We start from the raw sequence: 26,803 nt of genomic DNA on the forward strand, positions 1-26,803 counted from the left end.
GAGCGGGCCGACGATCGCGTTCTGGACGAAGTTGGCGCCACCCTGGCCGACGGTGTCGACGAGGCGCTTGTTGGCCTCGGCGATCTGCGTGTTCAGCAGGGCGAGGTTGCGGTCGACCTCGGCCTGTGCGGAGGCGGGGATCGCGGGCAGCTGCGAGGCCACGTCCGGGCAGCTGATGGTGCCGACGCCGTTGTTGCCACCGGCGTTGCCGGCATTGGCGGCGTTACCGGCGTTGCCCGTGTTCGCCGCGTTGCCGTTGTTGCCACCCTGCTGGGCCTGCGGCGCGGCAGCGGCGGCGCCGTTGACGCTGCAGGCGGCCAGCGCGTCGAGGCCGACCGGCTTGGCGGCGGTGCGGCCGATGGCGGTGGCGATGCGGTTGATGGTGGCCACGCGCTTGTCCTTGAGCGGGCCGACGATCGCGTTCTGGACGAAGTTGGCGCCACCCTGGCCGACGGTGTCGACGAGGCGCTTGTTGGCCTCGGCGATCGCGTTTCCGGCGTTGCCGTTGTTCCCGGCCTTCCCGGCGTCGACGTTGTTGCCACCCTGCTGGGGCTGCTGGGCGGCAGCGGCGCCACCGTTGAGCCCGCAGGCGGCCAGCGCGTCGAGGCCGACCGGCTTGGCGGCGGTGCGGCCGATGGCGGTGGCGATGCGGTTGATGGTCGAGACGCGCTTGTCCTTGAGCGGGCCGAGGATCGCGTTCTGGACGAAGTTCGCGCCACCCTGGCCCTGCGTGTCGACGATGCGCTTGTTGGCCTCGGCGATCTGGGTGTTCAGCAGGGCGAGGTTGCGGTCGACCTCGGCCTTCGCGGACGCGGGGATCGCGGGCAGCTTGTTCGCGACCGCCGGGCAGTTCACCGTCGCGGCGGCGGCCTTGGTGAGCGCCTGTGCGGAGGTGTTGTTCTTGGACGTTTCCCCGGCAAGGGCGGAGCCGGCGATGATCGCACCGGACAGAGCCACTGCGGCGGCGCCGCCGATGATGCCCACACGACGCTTGTTGTACTTCGGAAGAGCCCTGGACATGCGGATGCCTCACTCGGGTCAGGGGTGGGTGTGCGTGGTTCCACTCGCTTTACGGACGCGGCGCCTGCGTCGGCGTGAAGTACGGGCAAGCGGTTTCCGGTGTTCAAAGGCTCGTCAAAGATCCGTAGGAATTTCCTGAGATTGACGAACCATGCAGACTCCTGCATACTCATGCATGTCAGCGAATGCACTGTGAGGAGAAAACCCGTGACCGAGCGCGTCGTACTCGCCTACTCAGGCGGACTGGACACCTCCGTCGCCATCGGCTGGATCGCCGAGGAGACGGGCGCCGAGGTCATCGCGGTCGCGGTCGACGTCGGCCAGGGCGGCGAGGACCTGGACGTCATCCGTAAGCGCGCGCTCGCCTGCGGCGCCGTCGAGGCCGAGGTCGCGGACGCCAAGGACGAGTTCGCCGAGGAGTACTGCCTCCCGGCGATCAAGGCCAACGCCCTCTACATGGACCGCTACCCGCTGGTCTCCGCCCTCTCCCGGCCGACGATCGTCAAGCACCTCGTCGCCGCCGCCCAGAAGCACGGCGCGACCACGGTCGCCCACGGCTGCACCGGCAAGGGCAACGACCAGGTGCGGTTCGAGGCCGGCATCGTCGCCCTCGCCCCCGACCTCAAGTGCATCGCCCCGGTCCGCGACTACGCGATGACCCGCGACAAGGCGATCGCCTTCTGCGAGGAGAAGCAGCTCCCGATCGCCACCACCAAGAAGTCCCCGTACTCCATCGACCAGAACGTCTTCGGGCGCGCGGTCGAGACGGGCTTCCTGGAGGACATCTGGAACGCCCCGATCGAGGACATCTACGAGTACACCTCGAACCCCGCCACCCCGCGCGAGGCGGACGAGGTCGTCGTCTCCTTCAAGGAGGGCGTCCCGGTCGCCATCGACGGCAAGCCCGTCACCGTCCTCCAGGCGATCCAGCAGCTCAACGAGCGCGCCGGCGCCCAGGGCATCGGCCGGATCGACATGGTCGAGGACCGCCTCGTCGGCATCAAGTCCCGCGAGGTGTACGAGGCTCCGGGCGCGATCGCCCTGATCACGGCCCACCAGGAGCTGGAGAACGTCACGGTCGAGCGCGAGCTCGCCCGCTACAAGCGCCAGGTCGAGCAGCGCTGGGGCGAGCTGGTCTACGACGGCCAGTGGTTCTCCCCGCTCAAGCGCGCCCTGGACGGCTTCATCAACGAGGCCAACCAGCACGTCAACGGCGATGTCCGGATGACCCTGCACGGCGGTCGCGCGGTGGTCACGGGCCGTCGCTCGGACACGTCCCTCTACGACTTCAACCTCGCCACGTACGACACGGGCGACACCTTCGACCAGGCCGCGGCCAAGGGCTTCATCGACATCTACAGCCTGTCGTCGAAGATCGCGGCCAAGCGCGACCAGGCATAACCGATACCGTTGTCGCCACCGCCTCCCCTCCTTTCCTTACGGGTGGGGAGGCGGTCGCACATCCACCCCCCTGTCTTCGAGGAGCAACGCAAGTGAGCAGCAACAGCGGTGACGTACGGCTCTGGGGCGGCCGTTTCGCCGACGGTCCCGCCGAGGCCCTGGCCAAGCTGTCCGCGTCCGTCCACTTCGACTGGCGGCTCGCGCCCTACGACATCGCCGGATCGCGTGCCCACGCGCGCGTGCTGCACAAGGCGGGCCTGCTCACCGAGGACGAGCTGACGCGCATGCTGGTCGGCCTCGACCAGCTCGAGGCGGACGTCGCCGACGGCACCCTCGTCCCCACGATCGCCGACGAGGACATCCACACGGCCCTGGAACGCGGCCTGCTGGCGATCCTCGGCCCCGACCTCGGCGGCAAGCTCCGCGCCGGCCGCTCCCGCAACGACCAGGTCGCGACCCTCTTCCGGATGTACCTGAGGGACCACGCCCGTACGATCGCCGGCCTGATCGCCGACCTCCAGGACGCGCTGATCGGCCTCGCGGAGGCTCACCCGGACGTGGCGATGCCCGGCCGCACGCACCTCCAGCACGCCCAGCCGGTCCTCTTCGCCCACCACGTCCTGGCCCACGTCCAGCCGCTGTCCCGGGACGCGGAGCGCCTGCGCCAGTGGGACGAGCGCACCGCGGTCTCCCCGTACGGCTCGGGCGCGCTGGCCGGTTCGTCACTAGGCCTGGACCCGGAGTCGGTCGCCAAGGACCTCGGCTTCGAGCACGGCAGCGTGGGCAACTCGATCGACGGTACGGCCTCGCGGGACTTCGTCGCCGAGTTCGCCTTCATCACGGCGATGATCGGGATCAACCTCTCCCGCATCGCCGAGGAGATCATCATCTGGAACACGAAGGAGTTCTCCTTCGTCACCCTGCACGACGCCTTCTCCACCGGCTCGTCGATCATGCCGCAGAAGAAGAACCCGGACATCGCCGAGCTGGCGCGCGGCAAGAGCGGCCGCCTGATCGGCAACCTGACGGGCCTCCTGGCCACCCTCAAGGCGCTTCCCCTCGCCTACAACCGCGACCTCCAGGAGGACAAGGAGCCGGTCTTCGACTCCTGCGACCAACTGGAGGTCCTCCTCCCCGCGTTCACCGGCATGATGGCCACGCTCACCGTCCACCGCGACCGCATGGAGGAACTGGCCCCGGCCGGCTTCTCCCTCGCCACGGACGTCGCCGAGTGGCTGGTCAAGCAGGGCGTCCCGTTCCGCGTCGCCCACGAGGTCGCCGGCGAGTGCGTGAAGGCCGCCGAGGCCGACGGCATCGAACTGGACGGCCTCACCGACGACCAGTTCGCGAAGATCAGCGCCCACCTCACCCCCGAGGTCCGCACAGTCCTGAACGTCCCCGGCGCCCTGGCCTCCCGAAACGGCCGCGGCGGCACAGCCCCAAGCGCGGTGGCGACCCAACTGGCAGAGCTGAAACAGAACGTGGCAGCCCAGCACAATTGGGCAACAGCCAAGAAGAAGTAGAAACCGAGCATCATCTGCCCCCTGGAAGGGCCGCAGGCTCTTCCAGGGGCGCGGGGAACTGCGCGACAAGCCACACTGAACCCGCACCCGCCAAAAGCACCTCAGGAACCGAGTTCGGAGGCGCAAGGGGGTCGAAGGGGCACAGCCCCTGAAGGACGGGAAGGCAGGGGCGGCGGGGGCGAAAAACCCTCCGGCGCCCCGCCGCAGCAAACCCCACAAAGGTCATCCCGGGTTACGTTGGTCGGAAGCCGTACCGGACCCGACCGAACGGAACCGCGATGCCCTTCACCCGACTGGCCACAGCGACCACCCCCACCTGCCACCTCGGACTGGGCCTCGCCGCAGTCGCCCGCCCCGGCTACATCAACCTCGGCCGGGACACCGACCTCGGAGACAACCGCAGCGTCGACGCCCTCCGCACCCGCACCCATGAGCTCCTCGACGCCGCCTACGCCCAGGGTGTCCGCTACTTCGACGTCGCCCGCTCGTACGGCCGCTCCGAGGAATTCCTCGCCGACTGGCTGAAGACGCACCCCGACATCGACGACGTCGTGATCGGCAGCAAGTGGGGCTACACCTACACCGCGGACTGGACCACCGACGCCGAGCGGCACGAGGTCAAGGACCACAGCCTCCAGACGTACGAGCGTCAGCGCGCCGAAACCGATCAACTGCTCGGCGCCCGCCTGGACCTCTACCAGATCCACTCGCTGACCCCCGACAGCCCCGCCCTGTCGGACAAGGAACTCCACGCACGCCTCGCCGAGGCCGCCGCCCAGGGCCTGACCATCGGCTTCTCCACCAGCGGCCCCGCCCAGGCCGACACCGTCCGCGCCGCCCTCGCCGTCACGGTCGACGGCGAGCCCCTCTTCCGTACCGTCCAGTCGACGTACAACGTCCTGGAGACCTCCGTCGGACCCGCGCTGGCCGAGGCCCATGACGCCGGACTGACGGTGATCGTCAAGGAGGGCATGGCCAACGGCCGCCTCGCCGCCGGGCAGGCGCCGGACGCCGTACGGGCGATCGCCGAGGAGACGGGGCTCGGCGCGGACGCCGTCGCCCTCGCGCTGGTGCTGCGGCAGCCGTGGGCGGGGGTCGTACTGTCCGGCGCGGCCACGGCAGGCCAGCTCGCCTCGAACCTGCACGCGGCGGTCGTCGACCTCGACGAGAACCAGCTGTCGCGCCTGGCCGCGCTGGCGGAGGAGCCGGGCGCCTACTGGGAGCGACGCGGGCAGCTGCCCTGGCACTGAGACGCACGCGAGGCGAACGAAAGTGAGACGTTCACGCCCGTGATGAGACATCGGTGTCTCATGTAGGTTACCGTTGTCTCATGGCCGTCGACCGTGAACACGTGCTGCGCAGCGCAGCCGCCCTGCTCACCCGGAAATCCACGTCCACCATGGACGAGGTCGCCAAGGCGGCCGGAATCAGCCGGGCCACGCTGCACCGCCACTTCGCCGGGCGGGACGCGCTCGTACGGGCCCTCGAAGGACTCGGTATCGAGGAGTGCGAGGCGGCTCTGGCGGCCGCGCGACTCGTCGACGGCACCGCTCAGGAGGCTGTGCGCCGTCTGGTGCGGGAGCTCGAACCCGCCGCCGGACTCCTCGCGTTCCTCTACTCGGAGAACCAGCTTTTCGAGGGCGAAGGGCAGAACGAGGGCTGGGCCCGGATCGACGCCGGGATCGCCGCCCTGTTCCGGCGTGGCCAGCAGAGCGGCGAGTTCCGCATCGACCTCACCCCGGCCTGGCTCACCGAGGCGCTCTACGGGCTCATGGCCTCCGGCGCCTGGGCCGTGAGCGAGGGTCGGGTCGCCCCCAAGGACTTCCAGCACATGATCGTCGAACTGTTGCTCGGCGGCGCACTACGGAGAGAGGAATCATGACCAGCACCCTGCAGCCGGCCCACGCGACGGAGGAAGGGAGGCGTCCGGGCCGCTGGCTCGCGCTGTCCGTCCTCGTGCTGGCCGTGCTGCTGGTGGCCGTCGACGCGACCGTTCTCGGTCTCGCGACCCCCTACATCAGCGAGGACCTGAAGCCGTCCGGCACCCAGTTGCTGTGGATAGGCGACGTCTACTCGTTCGTCATCGCGGGCCTGCTCGTCTCCATGGGCAGCCTCGGTGACCGCATCGGCCGCAAGCGGCTGCTGCTCATCGGCTCGACGGCGTTCGGCGCGGTGTCCGTGCTCAACGCCTACGCGACGACACCGGAGTTGCTGATCCTGGCGCGTGCCCTCCTCGGTGTCGCGGGCGCGACCCTGATGCCGGCCACGCTCGCCCTGATCCGCAACCTCTTCCACGACCCGCGCGAACGAAGCCTCGCCATCGGCATCTGGGGCGCGACCGCCTCCGCGGGCACCGCGGTCGGCCCTGTCGTCGGAGGTTTCCTGCTCGAACACTTCTGGTGGGGCTCGGTCTTCCTGATCAACCTGCCCGTGATGGCGGTCCTTGTCCTCGTCGGCATCAGGCTGCTCCCCGAGTCACGCAACCCGGCGCCGGGTCCGTGGGATCTGTGGAGCGTCGTACTGTCGCTCGTCGGCATGGTCGGCATCGTGTACGGCGTCAAGGAAGCGGCGTCACACGGTTTCTCCTGGTCGGCGCTCGGCGCGGCGGCCCTGGGTGCCGGAGCTCTGTACGGCTTCGTGCGCCGCCAACTCGTCCTCCCCGTCCCCCTCCTGGACATGCGGCTGTTCCGCGACCGGGGGTTCAGCGGGGCGGTGCTCGCCGACCTGCTGACCGTCCTCGGACTGTCCGGACTGGTCTTCTTCCTCTCGCAGTATCTGCAACTGGTGCAGGGCCGGGGCCCGTTGGAGGCGGGCCTCGCCGAACTCCCCGCAGCGATCGGTGCGGTGGTGGCCGGGCTGCTCGCGGGTGCGGTGGCCCGGCGCTACTCGGTACGGGCCGTGGTCTCCGGCGGCCTCGCGGCCATCGGCCTGGCCCTGGGCGCGCTCACTCTGCTGGACCAGTCCACCGGCTATCCGATGCTCGGCACGGCGCTGCTGCTTGTGGGCGTGGGGGCGGGCCTCTCGTTCACGGTGACCTCCGACGTCATCCTGGGCGGCGTCCCCAAGGAACAGGCGGGCGCGGCGGCCGCGGTGTCGGAGACGGCCTACGAACTGGGCGCCGCCCTAGGCATCGCCCTGCTCGGCTCGATCGTCACAGGCGCCTACCGAAACTTCGACGCCCCGTCAGGCACCCCGGCCGAGGCCCACGAATCACTCGGCGGCGCGGTGGAAACGGCGGCGGGCCTGCCGACGCACACTGGCGAAGCGCTTCTGACGGCGGCCCGCGAGGCCTTCACCGACGGCATCGCCCTGGCAGCGGGCGCGGGCGCGGTGGTGCTCCTGGCAGCGGCGGCCGCGTCCTGGGTCCTGCTGAAGGGACGACGCCTCGAGAGCGCCGGGCAGTGAGGGCGCCCCCGAAGGGGCGCGGGGCTGTATCTGTCCGCGGCTCCGCCGCGTGTGCGCGACAAGCCGCGAAGCACCCGCAGTCAACGAACAAACCCAGGTACGTCTACGCAGCCTTGGCCTTGGTGGCGTACATGTCCACGTACTCCTGCCCGGACAGCCGCATGACCTCGGTCATCACCGAGTCGGTCACGGCCCGCAGCACATACCGGTCCCGATCCATCCCCTCGTACCGGGAGAACTCCATCGCCTCACCGAACCGCACCGTGACCCGCCCCGGCCGCGGCATCCCCGCGCCGCCCGGCTGCAACTTGTCCGTGCCGATCATCGCGAACGGCACGACCGGCGCCCCCGTCATCAGAGTCAGCCGGGCGATACCGGTACGCCCCCGGTAGAGGCGCCCGTCGGGGGACCGCGTGCCCTCGGGGTAGATCCCGAACATGCGGCCCTCTTCCAGCACCCGACGACCCGTCATCAGCGCGGCGACACCACCGTTGGCCCCGTCCCGGTCGACCGGGATCATGCCGACGCCGGTGAAGAACCAGGCCATGAGGCGGCCCTTGAAACCCTTGCCCGTGACGTACTCGTCCTTGCCGATGAACACGACCTGCCGGTCGCAGACCAGCGGCAGGATCATCGAGTCGATGAAGGTGAGGTGGTTGCCGGCGAGGATCACCGGACCGTGGCCAGGGATGTGCTCAACGCCTTCCACTCGCGTGCGGAACATCAGGCGCATGGTCGGTCCGAGCACTGCCTTGATGAGCGCGAAGCGGGACAACAGGCCCTCCGGTGTAAAGGGATTCGGTATAAGTCTGTGCAGGTGAGGACGATACTCGCGCCTCGGGGGGTGGTGCACATCGGGTTCACCCACTACTTACGCACTGTTGACCCGCGTTTACCTGCGGTGGCACGGCGTTGCGGGCATGTGACGGACCGCCACGAATGTGACGCATGTCGCGCGAGTCGTCCGGGAATCACTGACCGTTCGGCCGGTCGTCCGGGACTCGCTGACCGTCTACCCGCCGCGCCCGCATCGATGCCGACATCCGGCGTCACCCGTGTGTTCCGTCCGAGGCCTCCCTGTCGCCATGTACACGCACCTACGATCGGTCCGTTTGGACGGATCACGGTGAGGCGGAGGGGCGTTCATGGGCACGTTGGAGTCGAACGGGCATGCGCAGGGGGAGTCGACGGCGACGGGGCGGCGGACGCTGCTCGGAGCCGCGATGCTGGGTGCGGGCGGCGCGGTCCTCGGGCTGCCCGGCGTGGCGCGAGCCGACGCCCAGGACGCGGGACGGAACGCGAAGCATGGAGGCGGCGGTTTGAAGAGCCTGCCCGTACCGACGATCATCGGCCACCGGGGTGCCAGCGGCTACCGCCCGGAGCACACCTTCGGCTCGTACCAACTGGCCCTCGACCTGGGCGCGGACATCGTCGAGGCCGGTGACCTGGTGCCGACCAGGGACGGCCACCTCGTCTGCCGCCACGAGCCCGAGATCGGCGGGACGACGGACGTCGCCGACCCCCCCGAGTTCGCGAGCCGCAAGACCACCAAGGTCCTGGACGGCGTCTCCGTGACCGGCTGGTTCACCGAGGACTTCACGCTCGCCGAGCTGAAGAGGCTGCGCGCGGTCGAGCGTATTCCGGCCAACCGCCCGCACAACACCCTCTACAACGGCCGCTGGGAGATCCCCACCTTTGAAGAGGTCCTGTGCTGGCAGGACGAGCAGACGCGCAAGCGGGGCAAGCAGGTCTGGATCTACCCCGAGACCAAGCACCCCACCTACTTCCGGGCGCTCGGCCTGGGCCTGGAGGAGCGGGTCGCGAAGCTCCTGAAGGAGCACGGCAAGGACAAGAAGAACTCGCCGGTCATCCTCCAGTCCTTCGAGCCGACCAGCATCCAGCGCCTGAACCGGCTGGTGGGCAACCCGCTCGTCGTCCTCCTGTCGGGCGCGAACACCCAGCCCTGGGATTTCGTGACGACCGGCGACCCGCGCACGGTCGCCGACCTGGTCAAGCCGGCCGGGCTCAAGGAGATCGCCTCGTACGCGCAGGGCATCGGCCCCACCCTCGACCTGGTCATCCCGAAGGACTCCACGGGAGCGCTCACCTCACCCACCACCCTGGTCGCGGACGCGCACGAGGCGGGCCTGATCCTGCACCCGTACACCATGCGCAACGAGAACCCGTTCCTGCCGGCGAACTTCCGCAAGGGCACGGACGCGGACGCCTACGGTGACGTCTTCGGCGCGTACCGGACGTACTTCGCGACGGGCATCGATGGCGTCTTCACGGACAACGCGGACACGGGTGTGCTGGCCCGCGCGGACTTCCTGAACGACTGAGACGACAGGCCCGACAGGCCCCGTCAACGGCTGAACGGCCTGCCCCGGTTGGGGTGACAACCGGCCGCTCCGGCAACCTCCCGCCGGGGCGGCCGCGTCGTGCCGCATATGACCCACGACATGGTTTCCGCCCTCAGCCCCCTGCTCGCCGCCGAGGCCTCGGCGGAGGCATATGCCTACGGCGCCGAGCCGAGCGACCTGGAACAGGCCGTCTGGCTCCGCCTCCTGGAACGCCTCGACTCCGACGGCCCGCCGGCCGACCCGCACAACTGGCTCCGCCGGGCCGTCCGCTCCGAGGCCCGCCGCAACCGTCGTACCGCTCGCATCGAACGGCCGTACGGCGACCAGCCCGCAGCCGACGACGGTCCGGGCCCGGAGCAACTCGCCCTCACCGCCGCCCGGCACCGCGCCCTGCGCGACGCGGTGCGCCGGCTGCCCGGTCGCTGCCCGAGCCTGCTGGAGGCCCTGCTGTCGCCCAAGGACCTCACATACCGGGAAATCGCGGGGGAGTTGGGTATCTCACAGGGGAGTATTGGTCCGGAACGTTCCAGATGCCTGGGATGTCTCCGTCGATTGCTGACGCCGGAGGTTGCGGTGCGCGAAGCACGGGGATAGGAGTGTGGACATACGACTGAGCAGGTGAGCGGGAGGCGTGCACACATGGGCATGAGCGTGACCATCTCCGTGGCGACGGAACGAGACATCGAACAGATCTTCCGGCTGCAGTACCTGTGCTTCCAGAGCGAGGCCGCTCTGTACGGCAACTACCGGATCGATCCGCTCGTCCAGAGCCTGGACTCCGTGCGGGAGGAAGTCGGCACGGACTGCGTCTACGTGGCGCGGCTGGGGGAGGAAGTGGTCGGCTCGGTGCGCGGCACCACGAACCCCGACGGCACGGCGTCCATCGGCAAGCTGTGCGTCCACCCCCGCCTCCAGGGCCACGGCATCGGCGCCAGACTCCTGAGCGCGGCCGAGTCGGCGCTCGCGGAGGAGCGCGGCGCCAAGAGGTTCCGCCTCATCGCGGGCCACCGCAGTGACGCGGGCCTGCGCCTGTACCGCCGGGTCGGCTACCAGACGGTGGGCACCGACAAGGGCACCGACGGCGTACCGATGATCGTCCTGGAGAAGCAGGCCGGCACCTACGCGGCAACGGCCTGACGGGTTCTCAGGGACGCGGGGAACTGCGCGACGAGCCCCCACGGGCCGCGGTCGCGCACAACCTCAGCCGGTCTGGGCCCTGTCGCCCTGAGGCGCCCGGGCCTTCCGCAACCAGTACATCGCGGAGACCGGCAGCAGCACCGGAATGAACAAGTACCCCATCCCGTAGTCCGACCACACGGTCGAGTCGGGAAACACGGACGGCTCGACCAGGGTCCACGTCCCCACCACCAGCACCCCGACAAGCTCCCCGGCGCAACAGGCCAGCGCGGCGCGCCGCGCCGTCTCCCCGCCCCGCACCAGCGAGTACGTGATGAATCCGTACACCACACCGGCGACAGCGGACAGCGAGTAGGCCAGCGGGGCGTGCCCGAACTCGGTCGAGATCTGCACGGCGGACCGCGACACCGCCCCGACGACCATCACGCCGTACAGCCAGACCAGCAGAATTCCCGGCCCGCTGATGAGCCGCTTGCGCACGGGTCCGCCCTCCGTGGGTTCCGTCATGGGCTCCTCCGTGGTCGCCATCTCACCCTCCCCAGATGTCATAGAGCCGCACCTCCAGCACGGCCAGCACCACACCGCCGGCGGCGACCGTCACCGAGCCCCAGCGGGTGCGCTCCGCGAGCGACATGAACCCCGTCACCGGCACACACGCCAGCGCGCCCAGCAGATACGCCACGAAGATCGTCGTACCCTGCTCCGGCTTCTCGCCCCGGACGAGCTGGACGATGCCGACGACCAGCTGGACCACGGTGAGCAGGGTGACCACGCCCATGCCGATGAAGTGCCAGTCCTTGGTGGGCTGATCGCGAGAGGCGGCCCAGCCGCACCAGGCGGCGAGCGCGAGAGCGGCGACGGCGGTCGCGACCGTCAGGGCATCGAGCATGCCGTGACCCTATTACGGGCCAAAAGGCCTGGTGCGGTCGGCCCCGTGGGGCCGCGCCACCGGAAGGGCCCGTCAGAGCGCCTGTCCAGAATGTGGACAGTCGTGAGACGCGCATTCTTGGCCGTGTCCATACGTCTGCTTTACTGATCGCATGACCACTTCGAGCAGCCGCATCCTTGCGACCGAGGCGACCCTGACGCCCGGTGCTCGTTGTCTGTGTCGAATGTGCGCCTTCTAGAGGGCCCCCGCACCACCCCCTGAGTCTCGCGCCCCGAAGCGAGCCCCCGTGGCATGTCCGTGCCCGCAGCCGTATGACTCCTGCGACTCATACCCAGGCCCGCGCGTACGTGACCGACCCGAGCCGCGCACATCCCCCTTCCGTGTCCGGGCACACCCATGCCCGCGCACTCGACAGTGACGGAACCCCTGTGATCACCACGTCCGGCCTCACGAAGGTCTACCGCTCCCGCGGTCGTGAAGTCACCGCCCTCGACGGCGTCGACCTGCACGTCCGCGAAGGCGAGGTGTACGGCGTCATCGGCCAGTCCGGCGCCGGCAAGTCCTCGCTCATCCGCTGCGTCAACCTCCTGGAACGCCCCACCGCCGGGACGGTCACCGTCGCCGGCCAGGACCTCACCGCCCTGGCCGGGCGCGGATCCAGGGCGAGCCGGGAACTGCGCCGCGCGCGCAGCCGTATCGGCATGGTCTTCCAGCACTTCAACCTGCTCTCCACCCGGACCGTCCAGGACAACGTCGAGCTGCCGCTCGAAATCCTCGGTACGCCGGGCCGGGAACGGTCCCGCAAGGCGCTGGAGTTGCTCGACCTCGTCGGCCTCTCCGGCCAGGCCAAGGCCTACCCGGCCCAGCTGTCCGGCGGCCAGAAGCAGCGCGTCGGCATCGCCCGCGCCCTCGCCGGCGACCCCAAGGTGCTGCTCTCCGACGAGGCCACCAGCGCCCTCGACCCGGAGACCACGCGTTCCGTCCTCCAGTTGCTGCGCGACCTGAACCGGCAGCTGGGGCTCACCGTGCTGCTCATCACCCACGAGATGGACGTCGTCAAGTCCATCTGCGACTCGGCCGCTCTCATGGAGAACGGGCGGATCGTCGAGTCCGGCACCGTCAGCGAACTGCTCGCCACCCCCGGCTCCGAACTGGCCGCCGCGCTCTTCCCGGTCAGCGGCGACGCCTCCGGGGACGACCGCACGGTCATCGACGTCACCTTCAACGGTGACGCGGCCGCCAGGCCCGTCATCTCGCAGCTCTCCCGCACGTACAACATCGACATCTCGATCCTCGGCGCCGCGATGGACACCGTGGCGGGCAGACAGGTCGGCCGGATGCGCATCGAACTCCCGGGCGGGTACGAGGAGAACGTCGTGCCCATCGGCTTCCTGCGCGAACAGGGCCTGCAACTGGACGTACTGGGCCAGGAGCCGCTGCTGCTGACGGGCGGTGCCAAGTGACCTGGACCGAGATGCGGCCCCTGCTGGAGCAGGCGTGTTGGGACACCCTCTACATGGTCGGCTGGTCCACGCTGATCGCCGTCGTCGGCGGGCTTCCGCTCGGCATCCTGCTGGTCCTGACCGACCGCGGCGGACTCCTGCGCAACGTCGTCGCCAACAAGGTCATCGGCCAGGTCGTGAACGTCGCCCGCTCGATGCCGTTCATCATCCTGATGGTCGCGCTGATGGGCTTCACCCGGACCGTCACCGGCACGACGATCGGCCGGGAGGCCGCCATCGTGCCGCTCGCCATCGGCGCGATCCCGTTCTTCGCCCGCCTCGTCGAGACAGCTGTCCGCGAAGTGGACCACGGACTCGTCGAGGCCGTACAGGCCATGGGCGGCAACACCTGGACGGTCGTCCGCCGGGTCCTCGTCCCGGAGTCCCTGCCGTCGCTGATCTCATCGGCCACCACAACCGTCGTCGCCCTCATCGGCTACTCCGCGATGGCCGGCACGGTCGGTGCGGGTGGCCTCGGCGACATCGCCATCCGCTACGGCTACCAGCGCTTCGAGACCGGCCTGATGTGGATCACCGTGGCCGTCCTCGCGGTCGTCATCTCGGTCATCCAGCTCGCCGGCGACCACGCGGCCCGCACGCTGCACAGGCGCGGGGGCGGTTCCGGAGCGGCGCCCGGCCTCCGGCGGCTGAAGCCGAGGCCCAAGCCGGCCGGGACGGACGAACCCGCCACCGCGGACGTCACCAAGGCCGCCTGACGGCTGCCCCGAACCCGTCGAACGACCCCTTCACCTCTCCCCACCCACCCGCAGATTTCCCCGCACCACCGATCGCGGGGACAGTCACACCCACATGGAAGGCACTTTTCGTGCGTAACACCATAAAGTTCACCACCGCCGTCCTCGCCACCGGAGCCCTCACCCTGGGCCTGACGGCCTGCGGTTCCGAAAAGGGATCCGCCTCCTCCGACACCAGCGGCCCCCTGATCGTCGCCGCGAGCCCCACCCCGCACGCGGAGATCCTCACCTATGTGAAGGACAACCTGGCGAAGAAGGCGGGCCTCGACCTGGAGGTCAGGGAGTTCACCGACTACGTGACACCGAACACGGCGACCGAAGACGGCTCGGTGGGCGCCAACTACTTCCAGAACCAGCCCTACCTCGACGACTTCAACAAGAAGAACGGCACCCACATCGTGCCCGTCGTCACCGTGCACCTGGAACCGCTCGGCCTCTACTCCCACAAGGTCAAGAGCGCGGACGCCCTGAAGAGCGGCGCAACCATCGCCGTCCCGAACGACAGTGTGAACGAGGCGCGCGCCCTGAAACTGCTCGCCGCGAACGGGATCATCACGCTCAAGGACGGCGTGGGCAACGAGGCGACCCCCGCCGACATCACCAAGAACCCCAAGAACCTCGAGTTCAAGGAGCTGGAGGCGGCCCAGACACCGCGCTCCCTGGACGACGTCGACGCCGCGGTGATCAACGGCAACTACGCCCTCGAAGCCGACCTCTCACCCGCGAAGGACGCCCTCGTCTCTGAGTCCCCCAAGGGCAACCCCTACGGCAACTTCCTCGCCGTGAAGAAGGGCGCCGAGAACGACCCCCGGGTCGCGAAGCTGGCCAAGCTGCTCACCTCCGCAGAGGTCAGGAAGTTCATCGAGGACAAGTACGACGGCTCCGTGATCCCCTCGTTCTGATCCCGCCGCCCTCCGGTACCCGTCACTCGGTACCTGTCACCTCGGTACGTACCGACACGTACGGGGTCCGCTCCCTCACTCGGTGTGGACCCCGTGCTGCGGTTCCGGGGCCGCATGCTGCATGCTGGGCAGTTCAGCAGGCCGTCCACGTTCGTAGGTTTGTAGGTCTGCAGGATTCGACGGCTACGGAGTGGCGCATGACGAGCACCTTTCCCAACATCTCCATCAGCACGGAGCGGTTGGTACTGCGCCCCCTCGACGAGGACGACATCCCCGCGCTGGCCGAGATGATGAACGACGAACAGGTCGCCGCCTGGACCGACGTCCCCCAGCCCTTCACCGAGGACGCGGCCCACACCTGGATCACCGAGTACGCGCCCGCCGAACGCACCGAGGGCCGCGGCCTCGACTTCGCCGTCACCGAGTTCCTCACCCAGCGCCTCGTCGGCGTCGTCCAGTTGTCCAACACGAACTGGCACATCCGGTCCACCGAGCTGTCCTACATCACCGCCCCCTGGGCGCGCGGCGAGGGATACGCCTCCGAGGCCGCGCTCGCCGCCTGCCAATGGGTGCTCGGCGACCAGAAGTTCGAGCGCGTCGAACTGCGCACGGCCGCCGACAACACCGCCTCCCAGCAGGTCGCCCAGAAGATCGGCTGTATCAGCGAAGGCGTCCTGCGGGGTGCCTGTATAGCGCACGTCCGCACCGAGGACGGCACCTGGACCGACGTCCGCACCGACTTCATCGTGTGGAGCCTGCTCCCCGAGGACCTCGAAGGAGCCGGCGAGGAACTGGCCGAGTCCGCCGGTTTCACCGCGTACTCCGACTGGAACTGACCGTCGGCAGTCGCGGCCGACACACCAGGTACGCTCACGGAGCCCCGTAACGGCTGACTCCGTACGGGATGTCCCTAGTTCCACGACGCCCCGCGAGCACCCTCTGGAGACTGACGACGATGGCCGACCGGGTCACGGTGATCGGCTGGGACGGCTCGCCCCTGACCGCCACGGCGCGCTCCGCGCTCGGCGCCGCCACCCTGGTGGCCGGCGCGCCCCACCACCTCGCACTCCCCGAAGTACCTCCGGCCGCCGAACGCGTACGCCTCGGCAGCGTCGCCCTCGCCGCCCGCCGCGTCGCCGGCCATCGCGGCACCGCCGTCGTCCTCGCCGACGGAGACCCCGGCTTCTTCGGCGTCGTACGCACCCTGCGCAACCCCGAGTTCGGCCTGGAGGTCGAGGTCGTCCCCGCCGTGTCCCCGGTGGCCACCGCGTTCGCCCGCGCGGGCATGCCCTGGGACGACGCCCAGGTGGTCGTCGCCAACCGCCGCACCCTGCGCCGCGCGGTCAACGTGTGCCGCGCCCACGCCAAGGTCGCCGTCCTCACCTCGCCCGGCGCCGGTCCCGCCGAACTCGGCCTGCTCCTCGACGGAGTCCACCGCACCTTCGTCATCTGCGAGGAGTTGGGCACCGAGCGCGAACAGATCACCGTCCTCACCTCCGACAAGGCCGCGGACCGCATCTGGCGCGACCCGAACGTCGTCATCGTCATCGGCGGCCCGGCCGCCACGGGCGGCGACAGCGGCTGGCTGGCCGGCCGCGACCCGGCTGCGGGCCCGCGCGGCTGGGCCCTGCCCACCGAGCTGTACGGCCACAGCTCCACCGCCGGCGGTCCGCCCGCCCCCGGTGACGGCGAGACCGAACTGCTGCGGGCGGCCCAACTCGCCCGTCTGGGGCCGCGCGTGGGCGACCTGGTCTGGGACATCGGCTGCGGCAGCGGTGCCTTCGCCACCGACGCGGCCCGCAGCGGCGCCGCCGTCATCGCCGTCGACCGGGACGTGGAGGCCTGCGCCCGCACCGACTTCGCCGCCCGCCGCTTCGGTGTCCAGCTCCAGATCGTGCGCGGCGAGGCCCCGCACATCCTGGAGGACCTCCCCGAGCCCGACGTCGTCCGGGTCGGCGGCGGGGGAGCGGCGGTGGTCTCCGCCGTCGCCGACCGGCGCCCGCAGCGCATCGTGACCCACGCCGCGACCCGCGACGCCGCCGAACTCATAGGCCGCGACCTGACCGAGCACGGCTACCGGGTCGAGTGCGCCCTGCTCCAGTCCGTCGAACTCGACACCCGGGCCTGGACGGAGACGGAGCGGAGCGTCGCGTTCCTGCTCAGCGGAGTCTTGCCCGACCGCGCGCCCTGATGCCGGTTGCCCTCCCGTGATCCTGTTGTCGTACTGCGCGCGGTAGGCTGGCAGATCGTTGCACTGCACTCGGTGGCCCGGCACTTCGTAGCCCAATGTCCGGAAAACGCGCCCGTTTTGGGGCGAGTGTGGTACGGCGGAACCGGTGGGGTGCGCAACGTGGCGCAGTCCACAGCGGACCGTGGCGGATCGGGCTGCCGCTACGGCGGAACGGCCGCAAGAATGCCAGTTGATGGCGACAATGCCAGTTAGTGGCTTTGTCGTCTTTCTGGGACGGGTCGTTCGTGCCGCTGGGCACGCATGCTCGTTCTCACTACGGGGCGATCGGTGAGCCGTTACGGCGAACCGGTCGTAGAAGCACTAACCGATGGGCGAGGGGTACGCATGACCGACACCGGCCAGGTCCCGGCCGAGGGACTGCCGGAGAACGCAGGCATGGTGGAACAGCCGGGCGTTCCCACGCACGGTGCGTTCACCTACCTCTCCGAGACCACCGCCGAGGACGAAGACCTGCTGCTGCTCCCGGGCGCCCAGAGCGCGTGGGGCAACGAGGTCGCTCCGCCCGCCCCGGCGCCCGTCGTCGAGGCCGTGCACGAGCCCGGCCCGCACGAGACCGGTGGCCGCGACAGCGGCTCGGTCGACCTGAGCGCCGTCCGCCTCGCGACCCAGACCTCCCAGGCGGCGGCGCCGGTCGCGCCCCGCCGCCCACTGCACCTCGGCCCGCCGACCCCCGACGCCTCCGCGAGTCCGGTCCGCTCCCTTGCCGACCGGGGCCCGGCGGGCGCGCCCGCCCCGGTACGCCAGTTCGGCACCCCGGCCCCGGCCCCCGTCCCCGAATACCTCGACGCGCCCCCTCTGCTCGCCGATCCGGCCCCGCAGAGCGCGGCCCCCTGGGGCGCCCAGGCGCACACGGCGATGCAGGCCGCGCCGGCCCCGCTGCTGGTGAGCGAGGAGGCGCACCCTGCGGAAACGGTTGCCCCACTTCTCGCCGAGACCCCGGCCCTGACCCCGGAGCCGGTACCGGAGCCGGAGCCAGTACCGGAGCCAGTACCGGAGCCGGAGCCGGTGCCCGAGACGGCCGAGATCCTGGAACCGGCGGAGCCTGAACCGGTAGCCGAAGAAGCGACTCCGGAGGCCGTGTACGAGGCGCCGGAGCAGGCCTACGAGACGCCCGAGCCCGCCCCCGCACCGGAGAGTGCGTACGCCTACGAGGTTCCCTCTCTTCCGGAGCCCCCGTTGGCGACCCCCGAGGCAGAGGCCCCCGAGGCCGGCGGCGACTTCCCGGCGACCCCGGCGACCCCCGAGGTGGCGCAGGCTCCGCAGGAGACCGACGACGCCCCGATCGCCGTGGCGGAGGCGGAACACGTACTGGCCGCGCCGGTCGCACCGGAAGAGCTGGTTGTACCGGAAGCGCCGGACCTGCAAGCCGTGCCGGAAGCGCAAGCCGTGCCCGACATCCCGCAGGCACCTCAGGCCCAGTTCGCCCCCGAGGCCCACCAGGAGCCGACCCCGCAGATCCCCCCGCAGGCCGCCCCTGAGACGGCACCGCAGGCAGTCGACCCCGGCGCACCCGCCGAGGTCCCGGCCGTCCCGGTGGGGGAGTTCCCGACTCCACCCGCAGCGGAGGAGCCCCCGGTTGCCCACTTCGTGGATCCGGTGTCCCAACTAGCGGACACTGTCGATCACGTGACCGAGGCCGCCCCGCTCGCGGAACCCCAGTTCGAAGCCGTACCCACGGAGGCGCCCGCCCCCGAACCGGAGGACGCCGGGTACACGCCTGTCGAGGCGCAGCCCGCCGTCGAAGCGGAAGTACCGGCTGCGGAGCCCGAAGCCGTACCGGCACCGGCCGCCCTGACCGACCAGGAGCCCACGCCGGCCGCGTCGGAGATCCAGGCCCCGGCCCCGGAGCCGGTTGCCGACGTCGCCCTCGAGGCCGAGCAGTTGGCGGCACCCGCCGAGGAGCCCGCCCCCTTCACCGAGCCGCAGTCGGCCGAACCGGAGGGTGACTTCATCCCGGTGGACGGCACCGTGCCCACCGCGCCGCACCTGGCCCCGGCGCCCCCGCACGCCCTCGTCCTCCCCCCGGAGCACGAACCCGCGCCGGTGGAGGTGGAGGCCGAGACCGAGGTCCCGGCCTCCGACCCGGTGACGGAGGTCCCGGCGGAGGAGCCCGCGGCCGACCCCGACGCCGTGCAGGTGGCACAGCAGGCGGAGGACCTGGACACCAGGGCAGCCGACCAGGAAGAGCACGAAGAGCTGGAAGAGCAGGAAGAGCGACCGGAGAGCTCGGACAGCGAGGACGACACGGCCGCGGTGGAAGGCGTACGTCAGTCCACGGGCCCCGCCGCCCCCGGCTACGACGACGCCGAGCGCGAGGCCGTGCTCAAGGTCATGCGCGAGCGCCGGGACATCCGCAACGGCTTCCGCAGCGACCCGATCCCGCACGACGTGCTGCTGCGCGTGCTGGAGGCGGCGCACACGGCGCCGTCCGTCGGCCACTCGCAGCCCTGGGACTTCGTCGTGATCCGCTCGGCGGAGACTCGGGGCACGATGCACGAACTGGCCGCGCGCCAGCGGGAGGCGTACGCCAAGTCGCTCCCCAAGGGCCGGGCGAAGCAGTTCAAGGAACTGAAGATCGAGGCCATCCTCGACACCCCGGTGAACATCGTCGTGACCGCCGACCCGACCCGCGGCGGCCGCCACACTCTCGGCCGGCACACTCAGCCGCAGATGGCCCCCTACTCCTCGGCGCTCGCGGTCGAGAACCTGTGGCTCGCGGCCCGCGCCGAGGGCCTCGGCGTCGGCTGGGTCAGCTTCTTCGACGAGCGCGAGATGGTCCGGACGCTGGGTCTGCCCGAGCACCTGGAGGTCGTGGCCTACCTCTGCGTCGGCTACGTCGACGAGTTCCCGGAGGAGCCCGAGCTGATGCAGGCGGGCTGGTCCAAGCGCCGCCCGCTGTCGTGGGTCGTGCACGAGGAGACGTACGGCCGCCGGGCACTGCCCGGTGAGGAGCCGCACGACCTGCTCGGCGAGACCGTCGCCAACATCCGCCCGCTGGACGCCAAGGCGCTCGGCGAGGCGTGGGAGCGGCAGAAGCGGATGACGAAGCCGGCGGGCGCGCTCGGCATGCTGGAGATCATCTCCGCTCAGCTGTCGGGGCTGTCCCGCATGTGCCCGCCCCCGATCCCGGAACCTGCGGCGGTCGCGATCTTCGCCGGCGACCACGGAGTGCACGCCCAGGGCGTCACCCCCTGGCCGCAGGAGGTGACCGCGCAGATGGTCGCCAACTTCCTCGGTGGTGGCGCGGTCTGCAACGCCTTCGCGAACCAGGTGGGCGCCGAGGTCTGCGTCATCGACGTGGGCGTCGCCTCGGACCTGCCCGCCACTCCTGGCCTGCTGCCCCGCAAGATCCGCGCGGGTACGTCCGACATGACGACCGGCCTCGCGATGACCCGCGAGGAGGCCCGGGCGGCCATCGAGGTGGGCATCGAGACGGCCCGCGACCTGGTGGCGGCCGGCAACAAGGCCCTGCTCACGGGCGAGATGGGCATCGCGAACACCACGGCGTCGGCGGCCCTGATCTCGGTCTTCACGGACACGGACCCCGCCGAGGTCACGGGCCGGGGCACCGGCATCAACGACGAGACCCTCGCTCGCAAGACCGAGGTCGTCCGCCGTGCCATCGACTTCCACCAGCCGGACCCGGCCGACCCGATCGGCGTCCTCGCGGCGATCGGCGGCTTCGAACACGCGGCCATGGTCGGCCTCCTCCTCGGCGGCGCGTCCCTGCGTACGCCGGTGATCCTGGACGGCGTCAGCGCCGGCGCCGCCGCCCTGGTGGCCCGCGCGATCGCCCCCGAGGTCCTGGCCGCGTGCATCGCGGGCCACCGCAGCGCGGAACCGGGTCACGTGGCGGCCCTGAACAAGCTGGGCCTGCGCCCCCTGGTCGACCTGGACCTCCGCCTGGGGGAGGGCACGGGCGCACTTCTGGCCCTGCCGCTGGTCCAGAGCACGGCGAGGGCGATGCACGAGGTGGCGACGTTCGACTCGGCAGGCGTAACGGAAAAGTAGGGGCGGCGGCTGTGGGCAGTCGTTCCGCAGGGCGATGGGGGTCCCCCGCTCGAACGAAGTTGAGAGTGGGGGAGGGTGGGCACAGCCGCAAACGAACCCGCACATACAAGGGGGTCCGTGGGGCGAAGCCCCCGGCTTCGGGAAGGGGCGGGCTAGGGAAGAGGAACCCCCACCCTGAGCCCCCACCCCACCCGCACCGTAAAATGCGCACGTCAGGGCCCACACCAGACCCACAGGCCCCAGATCGGAACGACCCGCACGAGGGAGCCGCACCCCCATGGCCGAACACCCCGCCTACCCCGTAGGCCTCCGCCTCACCGGCCGCCGAGTGGTGGTCCTGGGCGCCGGCCAGGTAGCCCAGCGCCGCCTCCCCGCCCTGATCGCGGCGGGCGCGGACATCCTCCTCGTCTCGCCGGAGGCAACCCCCTCCGTGGAGGCGATGGCGTACTCGGGCGAACTCACCTGGGAGCGCCGCCCCTACGCGGACGGCGACCTGGCGGACGCCTGGTACGCCCTGATCGCGACCAGCGACACGCAGGCCAACGCCGACGCTTCCGCCGAAGCCGAACGGCACCGTGTCTGGTGCGTCCGCTCCGACGACGCCGACGCGGCGACGGCCTGGACCCCGGCCACCGGCCACAGTGAGGGCGTCACGGTCGCCGTCCTCACCACGGACGCCAGGGGCCGCGACCCCCGCCACACCGCCGCCATCCGTGACGCGGTCGTCGAGGGCCTGCGCGACGGCACACTCGTCGCGCCCCACCATCGCACCCGGGCCCCGGGCGTCGCCCTGGTCGGCGGCGGCCCCGGCGACCCGGACCTGATCACGGTCCGGGGCCGCCGCCTGCTCGCGGAGGCGGACGTGGTGATCGCGGACCGGCTCGGCCCGCGTGACCTCCTCGCCGAACTGCCCCCGCACGTCGAGGTGATCGACGCGGCGAAGATCCCGTACGGCCGTTTCATGGCCCAGGAGGCCATCAACAACGCGCTGATCGAACACGCGAAGCTGGGCAAGCGGGTCGTACGGCTGAAGGGTGGCGACCCGTACGTCTACGGCCGGGGCATGGAGGAGGTCCAGGCGCTGGCCGAGGCGGGCATCGCCTGCACGGTCGTCCCCGGCATCTCCAGCTCGATCTCGGTCCCGGGCGCGGCCGGCATCCCGGTCACGCACCGCGGGGTCGCCCATGAGTTCACGGTGGTCAGTGGCCATGTCGCCCCCGACGACGAACGCTCCCTCGTGGACTGGCAGTCCCTCGCGAAGCTGACCGGCACGCTCGTCGTCCTCATGGGCGTCGACAAGATCGGCCGGATCGCCGAGACCCTGGTCGCGCACGGCAAGTCCCCGGACACGCCGGTCGCCCTGGTCCAGGAGGGCACGACAGCGGCCCAGCGTCGTGTGGACGCGACGCTCGCCACGGTCGCCGAGACGGTCCGTACGGAGGGCGTGAAGCCCCCCGCGGTGATCGTGATCGGCCCGGTCGTGAACGTAGGCCCCAAGACATTGGTGTAACCCCGGGTAACACAATCCGTTCCCAGCCGTTGGCACCGCACCCAGGACAAGGCAGTATCACCTCTGTGGCCGATCTCATCACCGTCGAGGACCCCGACGACCCGCGCCTGCGCGACTACACGGGCCTGACCGACGTCGAACTTCGCCGCAAACGCGAGCCCGCGGAGGGCCTTTTCATCGCCGAGGGCGAGAAGGTCATCAGACGGGCCAAGGACGCCGGTTACGAGATGCGCTCGATGCTCCTGTCCGCGAAGTGGGTCGACGTGATGCGCGACGTCATCGACGAACTCCCGGCCCCGGTGTACGCGGTGAGCCCGGAGCTCGCCGAACGCGTCACCGGCTACCACGTGCACCGCGGCGCCCTGGCCTCCATGCAGCGCAAACCGCTCCCGACGGCGCACGAACTCCTGCAGACCGCGCGCCGGGTGGTGGTGATGGAGTCGGTCAACGACCACACCAACATCGGCGCCATCTTCCGCAGCGCCGCCGCCCTCGGCATGGACGCGGTACTGCTCTCCCCGGACTGCGCGGACCCCCTGTACCGACGCAGCGTCAAGGTCTCGATGGGCGCGGTCTTCTCCGTCCCGTACGCCCGCCTGGACACCTGGCCCAAGAGCCTGGACTCCGTCCGCGAGGCGGGCTTCACGCTCCTGGCCCTCACCCCCGACGAGAAGGCCAAGACCCTCGACGAGACCGCCCCGCACAAGATGGACCGCGTCGCCCTGATGCTCGGCGCGGAGGGCGACGGCCTCTCCACCCAGGCCCTGGTGGCCGCCGACGAATGGGTCCGCATCCCGATGGCCCACGGCGTCGACTCCCTCAACGTGGGCGCGGCAGCGGCAGTAGCGTTCTACGCGGTGGCAACGGGCCGCCCCCACCCCTGACCGCACCGAGACTCCCCGGAACGTCACCCAGCGAGCCCGGTCCACGAGGGGCTCATCGACACCACCGCACTCGCGTCCGGGCGGCACCGTCGCTCCGGCCCGCGGCCGCAGGGCCCGCTCCCGTCCCCGAGCAAACACGCCCGGGCACGCCAGTGGCCATGCTGTCCGGCTCAGAAGGACAGAGTCGGGGACCTGTCGCCGCCACCGGACTCGCGTTCAGGCCGCACCCGCCGCTCCCGCCCGCCGCCGCAGGGCCCGCTCCCGTCCCAGAGCGAACACAGACGGGCCCTCGGAGCGCCATCGGCCGTGCCCGTCCGGCTCGGCATCAAAAGGACACAGCCAGGGACGGACTCGCCACCGGTCAGTCCTGCCGCACCCGCTGTTGCTGCCGCCCGCCCCCGCCAGGCACGCTGCCGCCCTGTGCCCAGCCGATTCGGCCAGGCGCCCGAACGTCAGTCCGCCAGCCGCCGCCAGCCGCCAGCCGCGAGCCGGTCAGTCGGTGTCGGTGTCCGGCACAGAAGGGGACGGCCCGGGCGTCAGAGGCTTGTCGTCCGCCTGCCCCGGCTGCCCCTGCCGCACCGACTGTTCCTGCCGCTGTTGCTGCTCCCGCCCGCTTCCCCCACGCCCGCTGTCGTCCCCCAGCCCACGGCTGGGACCCTGGCACCCCTGAGCGGCCGCAATCCCCAGGGCCACCAGCAGCGTCACCACCACGAACACGAACAACCGCTGCCGCAGCAGCCGCGGATTGGCCGGCTTCCGCCAGGAGCCCGCGCCACGCGGCCCCGGGCGCCCGGTACCACTGCGAGGCCCAGGGCGGTTTCCGGAACGGGTCGTGTTCCGCGCGCCGCGAACCGGCCGCGCCCCGGAACGCGAGGAAGGGCCACCACCGCGCGACCCGGACGTCCCTGACGCCGGCCCCTGAGGACGCCGCTGTGCCTGGGACGGCGACGGCGAGTGGGCCTGGGTCTGGGAGTGATAGGGAGGCCGCTGGTCCGGGTAGCTCTCGGTGAGGCGCCCCGTCGGCCGGTCCGCCTCGGCGGCACGCGGCCCGGGAGGCCGTACGTCCGCCATGCCCTGGGCCTCGCGCGCCGCGATCTCCTTGAGCCGCAACGACAGTTGGAGCGTGCTCGGCCGCTCTTCCGGATCCTTCGCCAGACACGCCCGTACGAGGGGTGCCAGCGCGTCCGGAACGCCCTGCAGATGGGCCTCCTCGTGCACCACCCGGTACAGCATCACCTCGGAACTGCCGTGCCCGAAGGGCGAGTCGGCCATCGAGGCGTACGCGAGAGTCGCGCCGAGGGAGAACACGTCCGTGGCCGGCGTGACCGCCGCGCCGCGCACCTGCTCGGGTGCCAGGAAGCCGGGCGAACCGACCGCCGTACCCACGTGGGTGAGAGTCGAGGCCCCGGTGGCCCACGCGATGCCGAAGTCGATGATCCGCGGCCCTTTCGGGGACAGCAGGATGTTGGACGGCTTCAGATCCCGGTGCACGACACCGGCCTCGTGGACCGCGACCAGCCCCTCGGCGAGGGCGGCACCGATGGACGCGACGTCGGCCGCGCTGAGCGACCCCTCGTCGACCACCTTGTCGTGCAGGGACGGCCCAGGCACGTACTGCGTGGCGAACCACGGCCGGTCCGCGTCCAGGTCGGCGGCGACGAGCCGCGCGGTGCACCCGCCCCTGATCCGCCGGGCCGCCGAGACCTCGCGCGCGAAACGGGAACGGAACTCCTGATCCTCCGCCAGATCAGGCCGGATCACCTTCAGCGCGACGCGCTGTCCCCGCTTGTCGGAGCCCAGGTAGACAACGCCCATCCCGCCCGCGCCGAGCCGTCTGTGAAGCCTGAACGAGCCGACGACACGCGGGTCCTCGCGCCTCAGGCGCATCATCGCCATGTTCATCCCCGCTGCCCGGTCCGTTTGACGAGCGACAGCTTACGTTTCCGCGGCCGGGTGCGCGCAGAGGCCGCGCCCTCTCGTCCCGACGGATTGTCAGTGCCGGGTGGGAGACTTGAGAGGTGGTCAGGGAGCGCGCGAGCAGGGCGGCTTGACGTCGTGTGTGATCCCAACCACCCGTTACAGAAGGGGGATTGGACCCGTGAAGGGTGACCGCGTGGAGATAGTCGTGGATGCCGGTGACACCACACGTACCTACGAGGTGGTGGCGAGCAGGGCGGGCCGCAGGGTGGAGACGGCGGTCCGTCGAGGTGTCGTGGAAGTGAGCGAAGTCACGAGGAACGGATCAGTCGTCCGCACGGCGCGCTTCATGGCGAACCGTGTCCTGGCACTGGTGGAGCAGCCGGTGCCGAGGGAGGACAGCTCGGAACAGTAGGGACACTCCGGGCACCCCTTCCGGGAAGACCCTGAGACCTGGGACTCCGTCTCCACCCAGGGGAGTACTCCGCAGGTCACAGGTCATCCTCCGGGAGGCCCGGCAATCGGTACGAGGGCATGACGACCGGTACCCGTCGGCGGCCTAGATTTGAGGTCAAGCGGCGGGTGTAGCACTCGTCCCCCGAGGTCAAACACTCGCCGCTGCCAACCAACAGAAGAACGGTCAGGAGAGGGACCAATGGCCCACACGGCATCGCGGACGGCGCTCCGCACACAGGGACGCAAGGCGTACGTAGCCGCGTTCCGCCCGCGCCGACAGGGCCAGCGCCACCCGTTGGTGGCGACAGCCATGGTCCTCCCCCTGGCAGCCCTGCTCGTGGTCGTCTTCGGCGGCTGGGAAGCAGTGGTCACACAAGCGTCGTCCGTGGGAGTGATGCTGGGGCGCTGAGCGGCGACCCCAGGCCCGGAAGAGCGGTCCGGGCGGGGACATCCACCCATGAAACCCCGTGGGGACGGGGGTGCGGCGGACGGCAAAAAATGCCCGCGCAGCTGGGGAGCTGCGCGGGCATTGCCGTGCCCAGCTCTCTTAGCCCGTCCGGCGTTTGAGGACGAGGCCGTCCAGGCCGAAGGGGGTCCAGGGGCACAGCACCTGGCGGGGTCGAAGGGGCGGAGCCCCTGGGGGACGGGAAGGGTAGGGGCGGCGGGGGCGAAAACACCCCCCACAGCAACCGGCACCGTACCCTCGCGCCCAGACCCGCACCACGCTCCAGGGAGCCCCCGTGACACCCACCCCCGTGCTCTCCGACCTCCCCCCCCGAGCCAAGGCCAGGCCCCACTCCCGCCCTCCCACCTGCCTCTGCGGCGCAGCCACCCTCACCGACCGCCCCGACGGCACAGTCGTCCGCCACGCCGACAC

The 26,803-nt window shown here is 70.8% G+C and carries 23 protein-coding genes; 18 read left to right on the top strand and 5 right to left on the bottom strand.

The features are described 5' to 3' along the window. Positions 1 to 1,020 (bottom strand): hypothetical protein (locus ADL01_RS02670; RefSeq protein ID WP_199834738.1); only part of this gene is annotated, 1,020 nt, incomplete at its 3' end. Between the two features lie 207 nt (positions 1,021 to 1,227). Between ADL01_RS02670 and ADL01_RS02675 the strand changes: the two genes are divergently transcribed. The 5 genes from ADL01_RS02675 (at position 1,228) to ADL01_RS02695 (ending at position 7,349) form a co-directional block, all read left to right on the top strand. Then, positions 1,228 to 2,421: an argininosuccinate synthase gene (locus ADL01_RS02675; RefSeq protein WP_053740224.1), complete on the top strand. Its 1,194-nt coding sequence runs from the start codon at positions 1,228 to 1,230 to the stop codon at positions 2,419 to 2,421. Positions 2,422 to 2,513: 92 nt separating this feature from the next. Next, the gene (gene argH, locus ADL01_RS02680) at positions 2,514 to 3,944 is read left to right on the top strand and encodes an argininosuccinate lyase (RefSeq protein WP_053740225.1); all 1,431 of its coding nucleotides are present in this window, start codon (positions 2,514 to 2,516) and stop codon (positions 3,942 to 3,944) included. 278 nt (positions 3,945 to 4,222) lie between these two features. Further along, complete coding sequence (locus tag ADL01_RS02685; protein WP_053740226.1) at positions 4,223 to 5,194, top strand: aldo/keto reductase; 972 nt, start codon at positions 4,223 to 4,225, stop codon at positions 5,192 to 5,194. 80 nt (positions 5,195 to 5,274) lie between these two features. Beyond that, complete coding sequence (locus tag ADL01_RS02690; protein WP_053740227.1) at positions 5,275 to 5,826, top strand: TetR/AcrR family transcriptional regulator; 552 nt, start codon at positions 5,275 to 5,277, stop codon at positions 5,824 to 5,826. Beyond that, on the top strand, positions 5,823 to 7,349 hold the full coding sequence (locus ADL01_RS02695) for an MFS transporter (protein ID WP_053740228.1): 1,527 nt from the start codon (positions 5,823 to 5,825) through the stop codon (positions 7,347 to 7,349). The genes ADL01_RS02690 and ADL01_RS02695 overlap by 4 nt, the downstream gene beginning before the upstream one ends. Before the next feature lie 103 nt (positions 7,350 to 7,452). On the opposite strand, the gene ADL01_RS02700 is transcribed toward ADL01_RS02695, so the two are convergent. Continuing rightward, entirely contained in the window at positions 7,453 to 8,124 is a 672-nt protein-coding gene (locus tag ADL01_RS02700; RefSeq protein ID WP_053740229.1) for a lysophospholipid acyltransferase family protein, read from the bottom strand. Positions 8,125 to 8,494: 370 nt separating this feature from the next. Between ADL01_RS02700 and ADL01_RS02705 the strand changes: the two genes are divergently transcribed. The 3 genes from ADL01_RS02705 to ADL01_RS02715 all read left to right on the top strand — a co-directional run bounded on the left by ADL01_RS02705 (position 8,495) and on the right by ADL01_RS02715 (position 10,849). After that, positions 8,495 to 9,691, top strand: coding sequence for a glycerophosphodiester phosphodiesterase (locus ADL01_RS02705; RefSeq protein WP_053740230.1), 1,197 nt, complete (start codon positions 8,495 to 8,497; stop codon positions 9,689 to 9,691). A gap of 108 nt (positions 9,692 to 9,799) precedes the next feature. Next, positions 9,800 to 10,306, top strand: a complete 507-nt coding sequence (locus tag ADL01_RS02710; RefSeq protein ID WP_053740231.1) for an RNA polymerase sigma factor — start codon at positions 9,800 to 9,802, stop codon at positions 10,304 to 10,306. Between the two features lie 45 nt (positions 10,307 to 10,351). Beyond that, a complete protein-coding gene (locus ADL01_RS02715) occupies positions 10,352 to 10,849 on the top strand; it encodes a GNAT family N-acetyltransferase (RefSeq protein ID WP_053740232.1) in 498 nt (165 codons plus the stop codon). A gap of 63 nt (positions 10,850 to 10,912) precedes the next feature. Here ADL01_RS02715 and ADL01_RS02720 read toward each other — a convergent pair whose 3' ends face one another. Then, on the bottom strand, positions 10,913 to 11,398 hold the full coding sequence (locus ADL01_RS02720; RefSeq protein WP_420719679.1) for a hypothetical protein: 486 nt from the start codon (positions 11,396 to 11,398) through the stop codon (positions 10,913 to 10,915). After that, positions 11,379 to 11,738, bottom strand: coding sequence for a hypothetical protein (locus tag ADL01_RS02725; protein ID WP_053740233.1), 360 nt, complete (start codon positions 11,736 to 11,738; stop codon positions 11,379 to 11,381). The genes ADL01_RS02720 and ADL01_RS02725 overlap by 20 nt, the downstream gene beginning before the upstream one ends. 428 nt (positions 11,739 to 12,166) lie before the next feature. Here ADL01_RS02725 and ADL01_RS02730 point away from each other — a divergent pair, with 428 nt between their 5' ends. The 8 genes from ADL01_RS02730 to ADL01_RS02765 all read left to right on the top strand — a co-directional run bounded on the left by ADL01_RS02730 (position 12,167) and on the right by ADL01_RS02765 (position 23,553). Then, entirely contained in the window at positions 12,167 to 13,201 is a 1,035-nt protein-coding gene (locus ADL01_RS02730; RefSeq protein WP_053740234.1) for a methionine ABC transporter ATP-binding protein, read from the top strand. Beyond that, complete coding sequence (locus ADL01_RS02735) at positions 13,198 to 13,956, top strand: methionine ABC transporter permease (RefSeq protein ID WP_053740235.1); 759 nt, start codon at positions 13,198 to 13,200, stop codon at positions 13,954 to 13,956. Before ADL01_RS02730 ends, ADL01_RS02735 begins: the two co-directional genes overlap by 4 nt. Positions 13,957 to 14,066: 110 nt before the next feature. Then, positions 14,067 to 14,897 (top strand): MetQ/NlpA family ABC transporter substrate-binding protein, encoded by an 831-nt coding sequence (locus ADL01_RS02740; protein WP_053740236.1) that lies wholly within the window; start codon positions 14,067 to 14,069, stop codon positions 14,895 to 14,897. 197 nt (positions 14,898 to 15,094) lie between these two features. Next, positions 15,095 to 15,733 (top strand): GNAT family N-acetyltransferase, encoded by a 639-nt coding sequence (locus ADL01_RS02745; protein ID WP_053740237.1) that lies wholly within the window; start codon positions 15,095 to 15,097, stop codon positions 15,731 to 15,733. Positions 15,734 to 15,852: 119 nt separating this feature from the next. Beyond that, positions 15,853 to 17,088: a precorrin-6y C5,15-methyltransferase (decarboxylating) subunit CbiE gene (gene cbiE, locus ADL01_RS02750; protein ID WP_053740238.1), complete on the top strand. Its 1,236-nt coding sequence runs from the start codon at positions 15,853 to 15,855 to the stop codon at positions 17,086 to 17,088. Positions 17,089 to 17,472: 384 nt separating this feature from the next. After that, entirely contained in the window at positions 17,473 to 21,159 is a 3,687-nt protein-coding gene (cobT, locus tag ADL01_RS02755) for a nicotinate-nucleotide--dimethylbenzimidazole phosphoribosyltransferase (RefSeq protein ID WP_053740239.1), read from the top strand. Positions 21,160 to 21,436: 277 nt separating this feature from the next. Then, positions 21,437 to 22,669 (top strand): uroporphyrinogen-III C-methyltransferase, encoded by a 1,233-nt coding sequence (cobA, locus tag ADL01_RS02760; protein WP_053740240.1) that lies wholly within the window; start codon positions 21,437 to 21,439, stop codon positions 22,667 to 22,669. A gap of 65 nt (positions 22,670 to 22,734) precedes the next feature. Beyond that, positions 22,735 to 23,553, top strand: a complete 819-nt coding sequence (locus ADL01_RS02765) for a TrmH family RNA methyltransferase (RefSeq protein WP_053740241.1) — start codon at positions 22,735 to 22,737, stop codon at positions 23,551 to 23,553. 492 nt (positions 23,554 to 24,045) lie between these two features. Here ADL01_RS02765 and ADL01_RS02770 read toward each other — a convergent pair whose 3' ends face one another. Continuing rightward, on the bottom strand, positions 24,046 to 25,455 hold the full coding sequence (locus ADL01_RS02770; RefSeq protein ID WP_078960284.1) for a serine/threonine-protein kinase: 1,410 nt from the start codon (positions 25,453 to 25,455) through the stop codon (positions 24,046 to 24,048). 196 nt (positions 25,456 to 25,651) lie between these two features. On the opposite strand from ADL01_RS02770, the gene ADL01_RS02775 reads away from it, so the two are divergent. Next, a complete protein-coding gene (locus tag ADL01_RS02775; RefSeq protein ID WP_044472070.1) occupies positions 25,652 to 25,885 on the top strand; it encodes a hypothetical protein in 234 nt (77 codons plus the stop codon). Between the two features lie 240 nt (positions 25,886 to 26,125). Then, the gene (locus ADL01_RS02780; RefSeq protein WP_053740242.1) at positions 26,126 to 26,335 is read left to right on the top strand and encodes a hypothetical protein; all 210 of its coding nucleotides are present in this window, start codon (positions 26,126 to 26,128) and stop codon (positions 26,333 to 26,335) included. Positions 26,336 to 26,803 lie beyond the last annotated feature (468 nt).

The sequence above is a fragment of the Streptomyces sp. NRRL WC-3618 genome, assembly GCF_001280005.1.
Taxonomy (GTDB): domain Bacteria; phylum Actinomycetota; class Actinomycetes; order Streptomycetales; family Streptomycetaceae; genus Streptomyces.